We start from the raw sequence: 16,123 nt of genomic DNA on the forward strand, positions 1-16,123 counted from the left end.
GCCATGGCCGAAGTCTCCCTGCGCAATGTCACCAAGCGCTTTGGCGCCGTCCCCATCATCCATGGCGTCAGTCTCGATGTGGCCGATGGCGAGTTCGTGGTCTTTGTCGGCCCCTCCGGCTGCGGCAAGTCCACCCTCCTGCGCATGATCGCCGGGCTGGAGGACATCAGCACCGGCGAGATCGGCATTGGCGGGCGCACCGTCAACGATGTCGAACCCGCCGAGCGCGGCATCGCCATGGTGTTCCAGACCTATGCGCTCTACCCCCACATGACCGTCGAGCAGAATCTGAGCTTCGGCCTGCGCATGAACGGCAATGATCGCGCCGATACCGAGCGCCGCGTCAAGCGCGCCGCCGCGATCCTCCAGATCGAGCCCCTGCTCGCCCGCCGCCCCAAGCAGCTCTCGGGCGGCCAGCGCCAACGCGTCGCCATTGGCCGCGCCATTGTGCGCGAGCCCCAGGCCTTCCTCTTCGATGAGCCCCTTTCCAATCTCGATGCCGAATTGCGCGTGCAGATGCGCGTCGAGATCGCCCGCCTCCACAAGGAGCTGGGCACCACCATGATCTATGTCACCCACGACCAGACCGAGGCTATGACCCTTGCCGACAAGATCGTCGTGCTGCGCGAAGGCCGCATCGAGCAGATGGGCGCCCCGCTCGAGCTCTACGACGATCCCGCCAACCAGTTCGTGGCCGGTTTCATCGGCTCGCCCAAGATGAACTTCTTGGCCGGCGAAGTGGTGCAGAACGGCGCTACTGGCACCGTGATCGAGCTCACCAACCAGAACAACGCCCGCCTGCCCATGCGCGTCGTCGCGCCGGGCCTGCGCGCGGGCGATCGCGTCACCCTGGGCGTGCGCCCCGAGCATTGGGGGGAAGCGGGTGCCGGCGATCTCGACCTGCCCCTGGCCGTCGACGTGGCCGAGCATCTCGGCTCCACCTCCTATCTCTACGCCAACACCAAATCGGGCGAACCGCTGGTGATCGAGCGCGAGGAATCGCGCCACGAAACCCGCCGCGATCAGCTGCTGGTGTCCATCAATTCAGCCAAAGCCTTCCTCTTCGACGCTGCCGGCCAACGGCTGCGCTGATCAACTTTTCTGCAAAGGACCAACCATGACTACAACCAATCCCGTCCGCTGGGGCATTCTGGGGCCAGGCGGCATCGCCAAGGCCTTCGTGCTCGGCCTCGCCCAAGCCAAGAGCGGCACGCTCACTGCCATTGGCGCGCGCAATCCGGGCAAGCCCGACCTCGCCGAGAACTTCCCGGGCGCGCGGATCGTCGATGGTTATCAGGCCCTCTTGGATGATCCCGAAGTGGATGCCGTCTATATCTCGACGCCCCACCCCTTCCATGCGCAATGGGCCATCAAGGCCGCTCGCGCCGGCAAGCATGTGCTGGTGGAAAAGCCCATGACGCTGTCGGCCGCTGCGACCGACGCGGTGTTCCATGCCCACCGCCAGGCTGGCACTTTTGCTGCCGAAGCCTTCATGTATCGCCTGCATCCCGTGACCCGCAAACTCGGCGAGCTCATCGCTTCGGGCGCCATCGGCGAAGTTCGGATGATTGAATCGAGCTTTGGCTTCCAGATGCCCCGCTTCATGCCCGAGCATCGCCTTTTCAGCAATGATCTGGCCGGCGGCGGCATCATGGATGTGGGCTGTTATCCTGTTTCCATCGCCCGCTTCATCGCCGGCGCTACCCAGAACCAGCCTTTCCTCGATCCCATCGAGGTCACCGGCACCGCGCGCCTCAATGCCGAGGGCACCGATGACTGGGCCGCCGCGACCCTCACCTTCCCCAATGGCATCATCGCCCAGGTCTCCTGCGCCGTGCTCGTCAATCTCGACAACACCCTGCGCATCATGGGCTCGGAAGGCCGCATCGAAGTGCCTCGCTTCTGGTTTGCCGGCGGCCCCAACAATGCCGGTGGTCCCGGGCGGATCGACATCGTCAGGCCCGATGGCAGCCGGCAAACCATCGACCTCGGCATCGACGCCCATCTGTTCTCGTTCGAAGCGGAAGCGGCGAGTCAGGCGATCCTTGCCGGCAAGACCCAACTCGATGCGCCCGGCATGTCCTGGGCCGATTCTTTGGGCAATGCGCGGGTCCTCGATCTCTGGCGCAAGGAAGCCGGCGTCGAGTTCGCCATCGAGCAATCGACCCGCGCCACCTCGACCATTTCTGGCGAAGCCTTGCGCGCGGGCGGCACCACCATCCCGCGCCGCAACCTGCCGGGCCTCTCCAAGGCGCTTTCGGCTGTGGCGCTGGGCTTTGAGGATTTCCGCACCTTTGCCTCGGGCTCGGTGCTGATGGATGCCTATTGGGAAAAGGGCGGCAATCTCTTCGATACCGCCTTTGTCTACGGCGCCGGCTATACCGAAACCCTCTTTGGTCAATGGCACACCAGCCGCGGCACCCGCGAACAGGCCGTGCTGATCGGCAAGGGCGCCCATTCGCCCCTGTGTTATCCCGATCAGATCGGCAAGCAGCTGACCCAGTCGCTCGACCGGCTGCAAACCGATTATGTCGACATCTACTTCATGCACCGCGACAACACCGATGTCCCGGTGGGTGAATTTGTCGACGCCATGGACCGCGAAGTCCAGGCCGGCCGCATCCGCGGCATCTTTGGCGGCTCCAACTGGACGCGCGAGCGCATGGACGAGGCCATCGCCTATGCCGAAAAGACCGGCAAGCAGATGCCCGGCGCCCTCTCCAACAACTTCGCCCTCGCCGAAATGCAGGACGTCATCTGGCCGGGCTGCGTGTCCTCTTCCGATGATGCTTGGAAAGCCTGGTTCCGCGACCGGCAGATCCCCAACTTCGCCTGGTCGAGCCAGGGCCGCGGCTTCTTTACCGACCGTGCCGGCCGGGACAAGCTCGACAACGAGGAACTGGTCCGCGTCTGGTACAACGAGAAGAACTTCGGCCGCCGCGATCGCGCGGTGGAACTCGCCCGCGAACTAGGCAAGAGCCCCATCCATGTCGCCCTCGCCTATGTGCTGCACCAGCCCTTCCCGGTCGTGCCGCTGATCGGGCCGCGTACCCTGGCCGAACTGGATGACAGCATGTCCGCCTTTGACATCAAGCTGACGCCCGAACAGGTCCGCTGGCTGGAAGGCTAAGCACTCTTAAAACTGGGGGGAGCCCACGGGCTCCCCTCATCAATGCCATTCGGGATGGGCGGCGCGTTGGCGCCTGATTTCGTCGGCGAGCGGCTGATACACCCGCCGCCCGTCGCCCTCGCGGTGATGCTCCAGCAAGCCATTGTGGCACGGTCGGTCATCGTCCCAGCCGAAATGATTGAGCACGGGATAAAGGCAGATGCCCTCCATGGGCACGCCCTGCTCGCGCGCTGCCGCGACTTCTTCGGCGATATAAGCAAACCAGGCCGGCCGGCGCTCGTCTTCAATGCCAGTTTCGGCCACCAGCAACGGCCTCCGGTAGCGGGCATATGTGTCCGCCAGCATCTGTCGTAATGGACGATAAGACGGCGAGTCCCTCTTGATGGTCCGCCCTTTATGGAACCACTGATTGTTGTGGTAGTAATTGACCCCGACAATGTCGAGCAGGTCAGGCGCACCCCCAAGCTCCGGCAACAGGCGGCCCGCCAGCATATCCCATCCCTGGAACTGCGCCTGTGTATGCCCTTGCGCTATCTTGGCCTGCTCCGGCCGGCTCGGATAGGCCACGATGTTGATGATGGGGTCGCAATGCACAAACCGGGCTCGCGCGTCCACCTCGCGAATGGCGCGCATCGCCGCCACCGACGCGCGCGCCAGTTGTACCTTGAGCTCGTATGCGCGCTTGCTGGCAAAGGGGTTCAGATAGCGCGCATCCCCGCCTGCCCAGGCAAAGAACGAGATTTCGTTGACCGGGGCATAAAACGGCACCGCATCGCTTTGCTCACGCACCAGTTGCGCCGCCGCCCTCGCGAACTGGGCGAACCGGTCCACAAAGACCGGTTTCCAGATATCGATATCGTCGGGCCAGCCATAATGCAGCAGGTCCCAGACGACCTGGGTTCCAGTCGCTTGGGCCGCTTGCAGCATTCCCACCCAGCTCGACCAGTCATACTGGCCCGGGCTGGTCTCGATCCGGTACCAGCGCACGCCATCTCGCACAGTGCGAATGCCGAAGTCCTGCAACTGCCGGTAATCCTCAGCGGCAAATTGGTCATGTTCGCTGGATGCAATGATGTCGAGCCGCAAACCGCTTTTGCGCTTATGCGTCGAGCATTCGAACCCGCCCTGCATAAAGGACTGGAACAGCTTCGGCGCCGGCGCCGGCGCTGGGGCGCTCACGGGACCGCTCCAGCGGCATCAAGGTCTTGTCCGAGCATGGCTTGTTCTCCCCGCCAGCCGGGGGCCTCCTTTGTAATAGGGGGCCAGCCCGACAGCCCGGCACGTGGCCTGTCGGCGCTGAATCCGCAGGCAGGCTCGAAGGTTAAGATCGCCCGGTAGGTCCTGGCCTGCGCCAGGCCTCCGGCGGTCAAGCCGATACCGAGCTCACCCCGAGCGTTGTCCGCCCATTCATCAGCCGCAATGGCACGCTGGCAGCTTCGATTGCCTCCTGCACCAATGCATCCATATTCATGGCGGTCTTGTCCCAGCTCATCTCCGCCAGGATCCTGTCGACCCCAGGCAGCCATCCGGCGGGAGCCGCGGCGAGCTCAAGCGCTTCTTCGCAGGCCGCCACGAATTCCGCGGCACCCGCCGCAATGCTGACGCCCCGAACCTTGCCATATTGGCGCACCACATCGGGCACCGGTGTTGACACTACCGGCTTGCCCGCCGCCAGATATTCCGGCGTCTTGGTGGGGCTGATGAACTTGGTGGCTTCATTGACCGCAAAGGGCATCAGCGCCACGTCCCATTTCGCCACGATGCCCGGCAGATCGGCATAGTCGCGCTGGCCCACAAAGCTGATATTGGATGCTTGGGGCAGATCGGCCGCGCTGATCTTGACCACCGGCCCGACAATCTCGAAGGACCATTCGGGTCGCAAGGCTGCAACCTCCGCCAGCAGGTCCAGATCCATCCGCTCGTCGATCACCCCGTAGAACCCGAAGGTCTTGCCCAGCTGCCGTGGGCGGCGGGCTTTGGCAAAATGGGCGGTCTCAACGCTGGATGGAAATGGGTGAATATTGGCATGGGCATGTCGTTTGGCCTCGTAAAGGCTGTAGCCGCCGGTAAACACCGCATCGGCCCGCTTCAGCAGGTCGGCCTCCAGTACCCGCAGCCGGGGCGGGGCAAAGCGGAAATTGGCCAGCTCGTCCATACAATCATAGATCACGGCGGCGGCGTCCACATGCCGGGCAAAGCCAAACATCATGGGCGTATAGAACCACAGCACCGGCTTGCTTATGCGATTGACCTTGAGCATCAGATCGAGCAGCGCCGCAAGGCCCTGCTCCCGCTCCGCTTCGCTCCAGGACCGCGGCAGCCTTGGTCGAACGGCAATCACTTCCGTGCCCGCAAAGGGGTGATATTCCAGATAAGGCAGGTTGTGATCGGTCGGGATGTATTCTTCAAAAAAGAACACCCGCCGCTTGGCCGAAAATCGTTGCATCAGGTGCTGTGGCCGCTGCAGCACGAAGTCCCATCGCAGATGGGAGAAACAGATCAGCGGGTTTTCATCCGCTTCGAACCGGGACGGATAGGCCTTGGACTGCGCGAGGGGGGCTGACATTGAGTCTCCTATGCCAAAGCTGCCGCCAAGCGGCTATGTAAAGCGAAACGAACGGCGCCGGCTTTTGGATGCGGTGCCGCCAACACCAACATCAGTCATAAATCGAGCGCATTATGAGCTCGGCCGGGTGGCAACTTCCCGGTCTCTTGGCAGCCCGCTCCAAGCCATCCGCCACGGGGCGAATGGGCTGGCTCCCGCGCGTTCAGAACCCGTTCAGACTTGGTTCATCTAGATGAACAAACAGCGGTTTTGCCTCGCCTCGGCCCCTCCATCAGTCTGAAAAGGAACGCGGCGGCAGAAGCGGAAGCGCACACCCATTGGCTGGAATTGTCGCTGCCACGCCTTGGGCCGGCTTACCCTCACAACGGGCAGCAGGACGAATGGTTCCCTACTAACCCTTTATATTTACGCAACAATTTGCTCAGGTTCATCGGATGGCGCCTTGGGCAGGAAGCGCCGGCTGAACCGCGCGAAGCTGTCGAGATAGGTCAACATCACCGGCACCACGACCAGCGTCAGCGCCGTGGAACTCACGAGCCCCCCGATCACCGCCTGCGCCATCGGCGCATTCTGCCCACTCCCCTCATGCAAACTTAACGCCAATGGCAGCATGCCAAAAATCATCGCGAGGGTCGTCATGATGATCGGGCGGAACCGGGTGCCGCCCGCTTCCACCAGCGCCTCGTAAAGGTTCCAGCCTTCCCTGACATGCTGATTTGCGTTGTCTACCAACAAGATAGCGTTCTTCACGACAAGGCCCATCAGCATTATGAAGCCAATCACCGAGAACATGTTGAGCGTGGACCCGCCGATCAGCAGCCCCACCATCACCCCAATCAGCGCCAGCGGCAACGACACCATGATCGCGAGCGGTTGCAAGAAACTGCCAAACTGGCTGGCCAACACGAGATAAATGGCAATCACCGCCAGCAGCAGCGCCGAACCGGCCGAACTCGCGGTTTCGTTGAGCTGTTCCACATCCCCGCCCAGTGAAACACTATATCCTGCTGGGAGAACTAAGCTTTCCGTCGCGGCCTGAACCGCTGGCATGACGTTGCCGAGTTCAACACCAGCCAGGCCGGCCTCAACACTGACCTGACGCGACAAATCCTGCCGCAAAATCTCACCCGGCCCAGTGGACTGGACGATCTCAGCGACTTGATCCAGCCGCACCATACCATTGGAGCCCGTGGCCCCGCTCTGTGTAATCGGCAGCGATCCCAACGCGGTAACGTCATCGCGCGCCCACTCCGGCAGCCGGACGGAAACCGTGTAGCTGTCGCCATCAGGCGCGGTCCAATCGGTCACATCCTGACCACCCAGCATGGGACCAAGCGTATTGCCGATCTGCTGCAAGCTGACTCCAAGATCACTGGCGCGATCCCGATCAATGCGCACGCCCAGGACGGGCTGGGCGGCATCGAGGCTGGATTGCACGTCAACTAGGCCCGGGATTTCCTCCATGCGCGCCTGCAACTGGTTGGCTAGCCGCTCCAGCACAGCGAAGTTGTCGCCATAAATTGTCACCGAGATCGGCGCACTTAGCCCCCCAAGTCCCCCCGCAGCCCCCACCATGAACGTCGCTCCCGGAATTTGCGCCAGGGCCTCGCGCACCGGGATGGTCATTTCTGTTGGCGTGCGCTCACGCAGTCCCTGATCCACCATGGACACCACAATCGTCGCGCGGTTGTCACCGGTGGTCGTACCCGCATTGATTGTCGCATAGGTGCTTTCGACCTCGGGGAAGCGCTTGAGCGTTGAATCCACCTGCAGCACCTTGCTGGCCGTGTATTCGATGGAGGAACCCGGAGGCGTCTCGATCTCGACCTGGAATTCACCCGTATCAGTCGCCGGAACAAACTCCACGCCCACAAGTGGGAACAAGAAGAAGGTGCCGACAAAGGACAGCAATGCAATCCCAAGCGTGATCTTGCGGAATTTGAGGCACCAGCGCAACAGGCCACGGTATCCCTGTGCGATCCACTCAAAAAACCGGTCGAACTGCGCCACTGCGCGCCCCACCGGCCCGCGCTTGGCGCCCGGATGGGCGGCCGGATCATACCAGACGCTCGACATCATCGGATCAAGCGTGAAGGCCACAAACAGTGAGATCAGCACGGCAACGGACACGGTAACCCCGAACTGCAGGAAGAACCGGCCTAAAATGCCTTCCATGAAGGCGACCGGCATGAACACGGCAACAATGGATAGCGTGGTGGCGAGCACCGCCAGGCCGATCTCGTTGGTGCCATCCAGCGCTGCCTGCCGGTGCGACTTGCCCATATGCAAGTGCCGCATGATGTTTTCGCGCACGACAATGGCGTCATCGATCAAGATGCCGACGGCCAAAGACAGGGCCATCAGCGTCATCATGTTGAGGGTAAAACCCAGGAAATACAGCACGATCATCGTGCCGATGATCGAAATCGGCAGTGTCAGCCCGGTGATCACGGTCGAGCGCCAGGAATTGAGGAACAGGAACACGATAACGACGGCGAGAACCGCGCCCTCGATCAGCATGTTCTGCACCGCATGGAAAGACTGCTCGACCGGAATGGCGTTGTCCCTGACGATGTCGATGCGCACGCTCTCTGGCAGTTCGTTCGCCTGCAGATCGGCCAAAGTGGCGCGCACCTGCTCGGCGACCTGCACCGTGTTGGCGCCCTGCGTCTTGACAACGTCAATCGCCAGCGCCGGCCGCCCGTTCAGCAGCGCGAGGCTTTCCACCTCCGCCTGCCCATTCTCGACGACGGCGACGTCGCGCAGATAAACTGGCTGACCACCCTGGCGCCCCACGACGATGTCGAGGAAATCGGCTTCCTCGCCGATGCGGCCCTCGACCTGGATCGATTGCACCTGCGCACCTTCGGTAATGGAGCCTGCCGGTAGGTTCTGGTTCTCCTGGCGCAGCGCCTGCAGCACCTGGTCGACCCCAATATTGAACGCGTTCAGGCGATCAGGATCGACCAGCACATTGAGTTGGCGCGGCACGCCCCCGACCACAGTCGCGCGTCCTACGCCGGGAATATTGGAGAGCCGCGTGACAATCTCGTCCTCAGTGAGCGCCGTCAGATCGCGCGGCGACATTGTTTCCGAGCTGACTGCCAGCGAGATCACCGGCAACTCGGAAGGATCGAAGCGAAGCACCTGCGCATCCCCGGCGTTGTCGGGAAAGTTCGCTTCAACCGTGGCCAACCGGTCGCGAACATCCTGCGCCGCCGTCTGCGAGTTGACGTTCATGTCAAAGATGATAATCACGAGGGCCTGCCCGGCCTGCGAGGTCGACTGGATGGTGTCGAGCCCACTGATCGTGTTCACTGCCTCTTCGATGGGCTCGACAATGTCGTTTTCCACGGCCTCAGGGGAAGCGCCGGGATAACTCACCACCACGGCAACCACTGGCAGGTCGATATCGGGCAACTGCTCGATGGGCAGTCGTTGATAGGAGTAGATGCCGAACACCAGCATCGCCACCATGATCATGGTGGTAAAGACGGGCTGATTGACGCTGATTCGGGTAAGAAACATCTAGCCCTCCACCATCTCGACGCGATTACCGGGCTGCAACTGGCTCAGCGGAGCGGTAACGATCATGTCGCCAGGCTGCAGACCCGCTGTGATCTGCACCAAACGGCCCCCGTTCCAGGTGGACCCTTGCTCGATGGCTTGACGCACGACGTGATCGCCTTCGACCTTGAGCAGGAAGAACCCTTCGGCATCCTCGCGCACCGCACCGGTAGGTACCGCCAAGGCGTCGACCGCTTCGGCAACCACGATCTGGCCGGTGGCGAACATACCGCCGCGTAACAGGCCATCGGGATTATCGAGGCCAATGTAAACCGGGATGGTCCGAGTGCCTGCTACGGCTACGGGGTTGACCCGATCAACCGTGCCTTCAAAGGTCCGGTCTCCAAACCCTTCCACGTTGATCAACACCGGCTGCCCGGCGGCAACGAGGCTGCTCGCGCCCACCGGGGCGGCCGCATCCATTTCCATCTGGCTGAGATCGACAATGGTGAAGAGGGGCGTTCCGGGTTGCACGGTTTGACCCGGCTCCACCGCGCGCTCTGAAATGATACCGCTCATGCTCGCGCGCAGGGTGGCGTTCTGCACCGCAATGCGCGCCGCCTCCACTTGTCCTTCCAAGGCAGCAAGATTGGCGCGTAGCGCATCCACACTCGACTGCGCCTCTTCAAGACCCGATGAAGCGGACAGTCCGCGCTGGATCAGATCAGTGGTGCGCGCCAGCTGACTTTCAGCGAGTTGCAACTGGGCACGAGTGGCTTCGGCGGTATTGGTCTGCTGGTCGAGCTGAATTTGCAGGCTCTCGGTGTCGAGCTGCATGAGCACATCGCCCTCGTTCACCGTGTCGCCCGGCCGGGCCAGCACGGCCACAACCCGGCCCGCCACCTGCGAACCCAACTGGGTCTGGCGCTGTGGTGCAAGGGAGCCCGTCACCTTGACCAATTGCTGCAGCGTCTGAGGCTCCACCTGGGTGATCTCGAGAGGATTGAGCTGCATCACCGGCTCGGCCGCCTCAGCGACCGGTGCCTGCTCAACGGGAGCCGGTTGGGCTCGCATCCAGAGGAAATAGCCCACCCCGCCCAGCACAAGCAGGGCCAGCACGATCCAGGGTCCGAGCCGTCGACGCGGTTTTAGCCCTGCGGTTTCCCGGGCCGCATTGTCGCGCTCACGTTTACTTTGCGCCCATTCTGGCTTGGGTGTGTGCCCAGTCATGGTGTGTTCCCGTATTGATGGGGCTGGCCCCGATATCTTCCGCAAGAGCCCGGTTCTCGCGCCCCTTTGAACCGGTCGGCGGCCAAAGCAAATGTCAGCCTATCTCAGACGCAACGCGGCGTCCTTGTCCCCCATCAATGCTTGAGCCCGCCAACCAGCACCGCCCGAGAGTGCAGCCCTCGTTCACGCTTTCGAGTTTCGGCCGACCGGGCTACTGCCTCTGGCCACCCCTTCGGTTGTCATTCAGGTTGGAGACCGTCCACCTTCCCGCCACGGCGAGTGATTTGGTTTACGACACATTTCGGCAGCCCTATGGCAATCACCCTGACCCAGCAAGTTGGATCCACATGGGAGGTGAATGACCAGATAAGCACGCGGCCGCCAATTGCGAATAGCGTTGGACCATTACGCGGGCGGCCTCGGCATCGGCACCACCATTACTGCCGGCAGCAAAGCTCCAAAGGCCGATCTGGAACCCCAGATAGCACAGCTCCATGGCGTCGAGCAGTTCCGGATCGGCAGGTCGGCCCGCGGCTGCTGCCACCTTCTGGGCGAGGCTGGTGCGTTCGGCCGCCGTGAGTTCCAGCTCGACTGCCGCCCCGGCGAGATCCCAGGCAATGTCCTGACAGCCGACCAGGTCGTGGGCCGAGTCGTGATCCAGTGCATCGGTCTTCAGTAATCGCCCCTGCGGGCTGACCAGCCACTCCCACCAGTGCAGGCGATTGTCGGTATGGGCCGGTTGCACTCGGTCGGCGAGCGCCTCCGGAGCGCCCAGTGCCATGCTGACCCGCTTGGACCCATCCTCCCCCAGCACCACGCCGATATTGTATCGCGCCATCTCGTACAGCTCGGCAAGCGATGCGCCCGCAACGTCGGCGGGAAAGGCGCGCGCGCGAAAGCTGAGGTACTCGCCGACCTGCTCCAGCAGCCAGCCCCGTTCTGGCTGTGCTTGGCGCAGACTGCTGCCCTCGGCCCAGCGCTGCACGAGGAAGCCGTGGCACATACCCGCGATTTCCGGGGTCCATCCCGCTTCGACCAACTGGTGCCCGCGCCGCAGCTTGTCGTCCGCCATGCGGCCCAGCCCAGCCCATTTCACCAGCCAGGTGCCCGTTGCCGAAACCGCCAGCAGCTTGCGTTTTTCCAGCCCCGTGTCGACAGGCGGCCAATTGGCCGCATCAGCTGCTCCAAGCTGCCGCCAGCCGCCTCCCGAGATATCCCGCAATGGCTCCTGGAGCGGCCCGATCAAAGTCTCGACCCAACCCGCAAGGCCGCCCATGAAACCAGTTCTGTTCAGCACGACACTGTCGAAACCGATGCTGTGGCGTTGTGCTCGGGCCCAGCGTTGGCGATGACGGGACTCGGCCTGAGGTCCGAGATCTCCTGTGTGGCTGGGGAAGAAGTGGATCTGCTCGGGCGAAATGCCGGCGACCTCGAGCCAATCGGCAACACTGCCGAAGGAACTGCCCGATAGCCCAGGGCCTTCGTCTACAATGGCGAATTGGGCTTGCGGGTCCGCGAGGATTCTGGCGGCAAGCCCGGGTGCGACGGTGATCTGCCGATGATAGGGGTGTCCATGAGGGCGCAGCGTGAACATGGAATCGGCGCCCAGGCCTGCCGCTACCATGGCGGCGAGACCCGTGCCAATGCTCCGTATGCCGAGCACCACGGTTTGGGGACCCAACCCCGATCGTTGCGCTGCCAGGAGATAGCTTTCGGGAAAAAGGGCGTAGAACGCATAGCCCTCACCTTGTTTGGTGCGGATCGAAACCGAACGGCTGAGTTTGTTCAGCTGTTCGACGGGAACTTCGCCGCATTGAAGCTCGCAACCGGCCCAGGACCGTCCCACCATCCCGGCCAGCCCGATCAGCAGGGTGCTGCTTGCTAGTGCATCAGCGCTCCAGTCGTCAGCTTCATCCATCTTCCAGGCGATATCGAGCAATCCTTGCGCCAACTCGCCGGCACGGATGAAGGCACTTACCAGCGCCGCATGCCGGGCAATTCCAGGCGGCATCCCCTGCAAACCCTGCAGCTTCTGGGTAATTTCCGCCCCCAGATCCCGGGCATTTTCGAGTCGCTCAGCGTCGCCATAAACCAGCATTTCCCCAGACTCCCTTTACTCACGGCGCTCGGCAACGCACAATGCAGCTCTGTGTTAGGCGCCAGGAGGCGTTCCCGCGCAACGGGAACCAAGCCCCCGGGGCGCCGTTTTGCACCAGCATTGTAGATGCTTAGCGAGGAATATAGGGCATGGCTTCAAAGAAGATTCGCATCGGGCTCGTAGGGGTGGGCAACTGCGCATCTTCATTGGTTCAGGGACTCACCTATTATCGCGACGCCGACGGCAATGAACCCGTGCCGGGGCTCATGCATGTGGACCTGGGCGGCTATCATATCCGTGACATCGAAGTTGCGGCGGCTTTCGACGTTGCCGAGGGCAAGGTCGGGCGCGATGTCGCCGAGGCTATCGGCGCCGAGCCCAACAATACCCATCGCTTTGCCCAAGTTGCTCCCACGGGGGTGACCGTTGAGCGCGGCCCCACTCTGGATGGCATTGGCAAATACCTCGCTGACGCAGTAACCGAGTCTGATGCGCCGGTCGCCGACGTGGCCGCTATTCTGCGGGATGCGCAAGTGGACGTGCTCATCTCCTACCTACCGGTGGGCTCCGAAGAGGCGACGAAATTCTATGCCGAGCAGGCCTTGGCTGCCGGCTGCGGCTTTATCAACTGCATTCCCGTTTTCATCGCCTCGCGCGCAGAATGGGAACAGAAGTTCGCTGACAAGGGCCTGCCAATCATTGGTGATGATATCAAGAGCCAGGTTGGCGCCACCATCGTGCATCGCATGCTCGCGAACCTGTTCCGCGAGCGCGGCGTCAAGCTGGACCGCACCTATCAACTCAATTTCGGCGGCAACACCGATTTCCTCAACATGCTCGAGCGCGAGCGGCTGGAATCCAAGAAGATTTCCAAAACCCAGGCGGTCACGAGCCAGATCGACGTTCCCCTTCCCGCCAACGACATCCATGTCGGCCCCAGCGACCATGTGCCGTGGCTGACCGATCGGAAATGGGCCTATATTCGGTTAGAAGGCACAACTTTTGGTGGTGTCCCGCTCAATGCAGAACTCAAGCTTGAAGTCTGGGACTCGCCCAATTCGGCTGGTGTGGTGATTGATGCCGTCCGCTGCGCCAAGCTCGCGCTTGATCGGGGTATTGGCGGCGCGCTGGTTGGCCCTTCCAGCTATTTCATGAAGTCGCCGCCGACCCAGTTTACCGATGACGAAGCGCGCCAGCGCACGATGGCCTTTATTGCCGGCACGGAGGACGGGCTGCTCGGAGCGGCCGAGTGACCACCACTTTGTATCTGCTCCGCCACGCGGCCCATGACAATGTCGGGGGGTTTCTGGCCGGACGGACGCCAGGCATCCGGCTGGGTGAAGCAGGCCGCGCCCAGGCTGCACGGCTTGGCCAGCGCATGGCGAGCGAGCAGTTCGATGCCATTTATGCCAGTCCGCGTGAACGGACGCAGGAAACCGCGGCGGCGATAGCAGCTGAGCGCGACTTGCCGGTCCATACTGCGCCCGAACTCGATGAAGTGGACTTCGGCGCCTGGTCAGGCAAGACTTTCGACGTGCTCAATACCGACCCAAGCTGGCGGCAATGGAACACGATCCGCAGCCTCAGTCGCACGGCCGGTGGAGAATCCATGCTGGACGTGCAACGCCGGGCACTCACATTGCTGGAGCGCCTTGTCGCAGAGCATGAGAACAGGCGCCTCGTGCTTGTCAGTCATGCCGATATCATCAAGACACTGGTCAGCTATGTTCTGGGTCTTCCCATTGACGCCTGGCCCCGTTTCGATATCGGCCCGGCATCCATCACGACAATTGTCGTTGGTGACTGGGGCGCCAAGCTCTGGACGCTGAACGAAGTTATCTCCTAGCCAGCGTGCCCGTATCCATCAGCATCCAAGCGCAGCAACAAGGAACAGTCATGGCTTTGTCGGCCGATGAGTTGAAACAAAAGATTGAAACCTTGGGGCCGTGGTTCCACAATATCGATCTGGGCGGCGTTTGGACTGCGCCCAACCACTTCCTGGGCGATTATCCCGGCCGCAAGTACCGCAGATTTGCTGACGCGATCCCCGCCGACCTAACGGGCAAGAGTGTGCTCGATATTGGCTGCAATGCCGGCTTTTACTCCCTCGAGATGAAGAAGCGCGGCGCCGACCGGGTGCTGGCGGTCGATTTTGATGATCATTATCTGGATCAGGCGCGCTTTGTCGCCCAGACCGCCGGAGCCGATATCGAATTTCGCAGACTCTCGGTCTATGATGTCGGCGCGCTGGCCGAAAAGTTCGACGTCGTCATCTTCATGGGCGTCCTCTACCATCTGCGCCACCCGCTTCTTGCCCTGGACCTGATCCGCGAGCACGTCGCCAAGGACCTCCTGGTGTTTCAATCCATGCAGCGCGGCTCGACCGAGATCCTGCCACTTGAGGGGGATTACCCCTTCTCGGAAACGGCGATCTTCGATCGGCCCGGCTATCCCAAGCTCCACTTTGTTGAGCAGCGCTACAGCAACGACCCAACCAACTGGTTTGTGCCCAATGCCGCGGCCGCCGAAGCTTTGCTGCGCAGCGCGGGTTTTGAGATCATCAGCCACCCCGAGCAAGAGGTCTATATCTGCCGCACTGCGGCACAATCCCCCTATGCCAAGCCGGTCTACCCGGCCACAGGAGCCACTGCATGATTGAAGCCGCGATGATCTGGAACGAGCCCAACAACAAATCGCATTGGGACCCCGAGATCGACCCCGATTGGAGCCGTTTCGGCCAGATGGTCAATTTGGCGGCCGACGCCATCAAGGCACAGAACCCGGCGATCAAGCGTGTGCTCGGTGGCATTTCCCCCATCGATCCCGGCTTCATCAATCGCATGAAGGGCTATGGCGTGCTCGACCGGCTCGACGCCGTCGCGCTGCATGGGTTCCCTCTCGACTGGAACCTGTGGCAGATCGGGGAATGGCCAGCCAAGGTCGACGAAATCCGCGCTGTGACCGACTTGCCGATCTGGATCAGCGAAGTGGGTATTTCCACCTTTGGCGCCGAGGAGGTCCAGCTTTGGGGCCTGCAGCGTACCGCCGAGCTGCTCAAGGGTAAGGTTGAGCGCATCCAGTGGTACAGCCTCTACGATCTTCCCCGCGAGTGGGAGGCCACCACTCGCCACCGCGAGGCCGAGGGCTCATCCTATTACCGGCACTTCTATATGGGGCTGCTGCGGGAAGACGGCACGCCCAAGCCGGCCTACGGGGAGTTCCGCAAGCATACGCCCGATATGGGCGTGGTGCAGTGGTTTCATTACCACGACCACCGGCTCGATGATGCCGTGCGGCACATGAAGGATCTGGGCGTCACCTATATGCGCACCGGCCTGTCCTGGGCCGATAGCTTCCGTCCGGATGCGCTGGATTGGTTCGACCGCCAGGTGAAGGCGCTCGAAGATTTCAACGTCACGGTGACCTTCTGCTTCACGCCAGAACACCGCGGCATCGCTCCTCATCATACCAGCGCTCCGCAGGTACCCGAGGAGTTTGCCGAGTTCTGCCGCCAGATGATCGAGCGCTATGCGCCGGCTGGCGCGACCATGGTTAGCGGCTCAACCGCTGCACCCCTGCGGGTTTGATCCCT

At 62.3% G+C, this 16,123-nt stretch carries 9 protein-coding genes and 2 pseudogenes; 6 read left to right on the forward strand and 5 right to left on the reverse strand.

The features are described 5' to 3' along the window. Positions 1-3 precede the first annotated feature (3 nt). Both AC3YOG_RS15475 and AC3YOG_RS15480 read left to right on the forward strand, forming a co-directional pair. Complete coding sequence (locus AC3YOG_RS15475; RefSeq protein ID WP_172124430.1) at positions 4-1,092, forward strand: ABC transporter ATP-binding protein; 1,089 nt, start codon at positions 4-6, stop codon at positions 1,090-1,092. A gap of 25 nt (positions 1,093-1,117) precedes the next feature. Further along, complete coding sequence (locus tag AC3YOG_RS15480) at positions 1,118-3,130, forward strand: aldo/keto reductase (RefSeq protein ID WP_489935722.1); 2,013 nt, start codon at positions 1,118-1,120, stop codon at positions 3,128-3,130. Positions 3,131-3,169: 39 nt separating this feature from the next. Here the strand turns inward: AC3YOG_RS15480 and AC3YOG_RS15485 are convergent. The 5 genes and pseudogenes from AC3YOG_RS15485 to AC3YOG_RS15505 all read right to left on the reverse strand — a co-directional run. After that, positions 3,170-4,276, reverse strand: a pseudogene (locus tag AC3YOG_RS15485) (glycoside hydrolase family 1 protein); the annotation flags it as partial. Between the two features lie 274 nt (positions 4,277-4,550). Continuing rightward, positions 4,551-5,576: pseudogene (locus AC3YOG_RS15490) on the reverse strand (glycosyltransferase); the annotation flags it as partial. Between the two features lie 525 nt (positions 5,577-6,101). Then, positions 6,102-9,224 (reverse strand): efflux RND transporter permease subunit, encoded by a 3,123-nt coding sequence (locus tag AC3YOG_RS15495; protein WP_489888546.1) that lies wholly within the window; start codon positions 9,222-9,224, stop codon positions 6,102-6,104. Next, complete coding sequence (locus AC3YOG_RS15500; protein ID WP_489935723.1) at positions 9,225-10,433, reverse strand: efflux RND transporter periplasmic adaptor subunit; 1,209 nt, start codon at positions 10,431-10,433, stop codon at positions 9,225-9,227. 319 nt (positions 10,434-10,752) lie between these two features. Beyond that, entirely contained in the window at positions 10,753-12,531 is a 1,779-nt protein-coding gene (locus AC3YOG_RS15505) for a hypothetical protein (protein WP_489935724.1), read from the reverse strand. Positions 12,532-12,680: 149 nt separating this feature from the next. On the opposite strand from AC3YOG_RS15505, the gene AC3YOG_RS15510 reads away from it, so the two are divergent. Genes AC3YOG_RS15510 through AC3YOG_RS15525 form a run of 4 tightly spaced genes read left to right on the forward strand, consistent with a single transcriptional unit; the run spans position 12,681 to position 16,118 of the window. Next, the gene (locus AC3YOG_RS15510) at positions 12,681-13,784 is read left to right on the forward strand and encodes an inositol-3-phosphate synthase (RefSeq protein ID WP_489888543.1); all 1,104 of its coding nucleotides are present in this window, start codon (positions 12,681-12,683) and stop codon (positions 13,782-13,784) included. After that, the gene (locus tag AC3YOG_RS15515) at positions 13,781-14,377 is read left to right on the forward strand and encodes a histidine phosphatase family protein (RefSeq protein WP_489935725.1); all 597 of its coding nucleotides are present in this window, start codon (positions 13,781-13,783) and stop codon (positions 14,375-14,377) included. The genes AC3YOG_RS15510 and AC3YOG_RS15515 overlap by 4 nt, the downstream gene beginning before the upstream one ends. A gap of 23 nt (positions 14,378-14,400) precedes the next feature. Next, complete coding sequence (locus AC3YOG_RS15520) at positions 14,401-15,186, forward strand: TIGR04290 family methyltransferase (RefSeq protein ID WP_489935922.1); 786 nt, start codon at positions 14,401-14,403, stop codon at positions 15,184-15,186. After that, on the forward strand, positions 15,183-16,118 hold the full coding sequence (locus AC3YOG_RS15525) for a beta-xylosidase (protein ID WP_489935726.1): 936 nt from the start codon (positions 15,183-15,185) through the stop codon (positions 16,116-16,118). Before AC3YOG_RS15520 ends, AC3YOG_RS15525 begins: the two co-directional genes overlap by 4 nt. Positions 16,119-16,123: the final 5 nt, after the last annotated feature.

This window comes from Devosia sp. Z6_126 (assembly GCF_058133495.1).

Excerpts from the sequence above, each read along its gene's own strand:
- AC3YOG_RS15475 (WP_172124430.1), top strand. The coding sequence starts at position 4 with ATGGCCGAAGTCTCCCTGCGCAATGTCACCAAGCGCTTTGGCGCCGTC.
- AC3YOG_RS15480 (WP_489935722.1), top strand. The coding sequence starts at position 1,118 with ATGACTACAACCAATCCCGTCCGCTGGGGCATTCTGGGGCCAGGCGGC.
- AC3YOG_RS15495 (WP_489888546.1), bottom strand. The coding sequence starts at position 9,224 with ATGTTTCTTACCCGAATCAGCGTCAATCAGCCCGTCTTTACCACCATG.
- AC3YOG_RS15500 (WP_489935723.1), bottom strand. The coding sequence starts at position 10,433 with ATGACTGGGCACACACCCAAGCCAGAATGGGCGCAAAGTAAACGTGAG.
- AC3YOG_RS15505 (WP_489935724.1), bottom strand. The coding sequence starts at position 12,531 with ATGCTGGTTTATGGCGACGCTGAGCGACTCGAAAATGCCCGGGATCTG.
- AC3YOG_RS15510 (WP_489888543.1), top strand. The coding sequence starts at position 12,681 with ATGGCTTCAAAGAAGATTCGCATCGGGCTCGTAGGGGTGGGCAACTGC.
- AC3YOG_RS15525 (WP_489935726.1), top strand. The coding sequence starts at position 15,183 with ATGATTGAAGCCGCGATGATCTGGAACGAGCCCAACAACAAATCGCAT.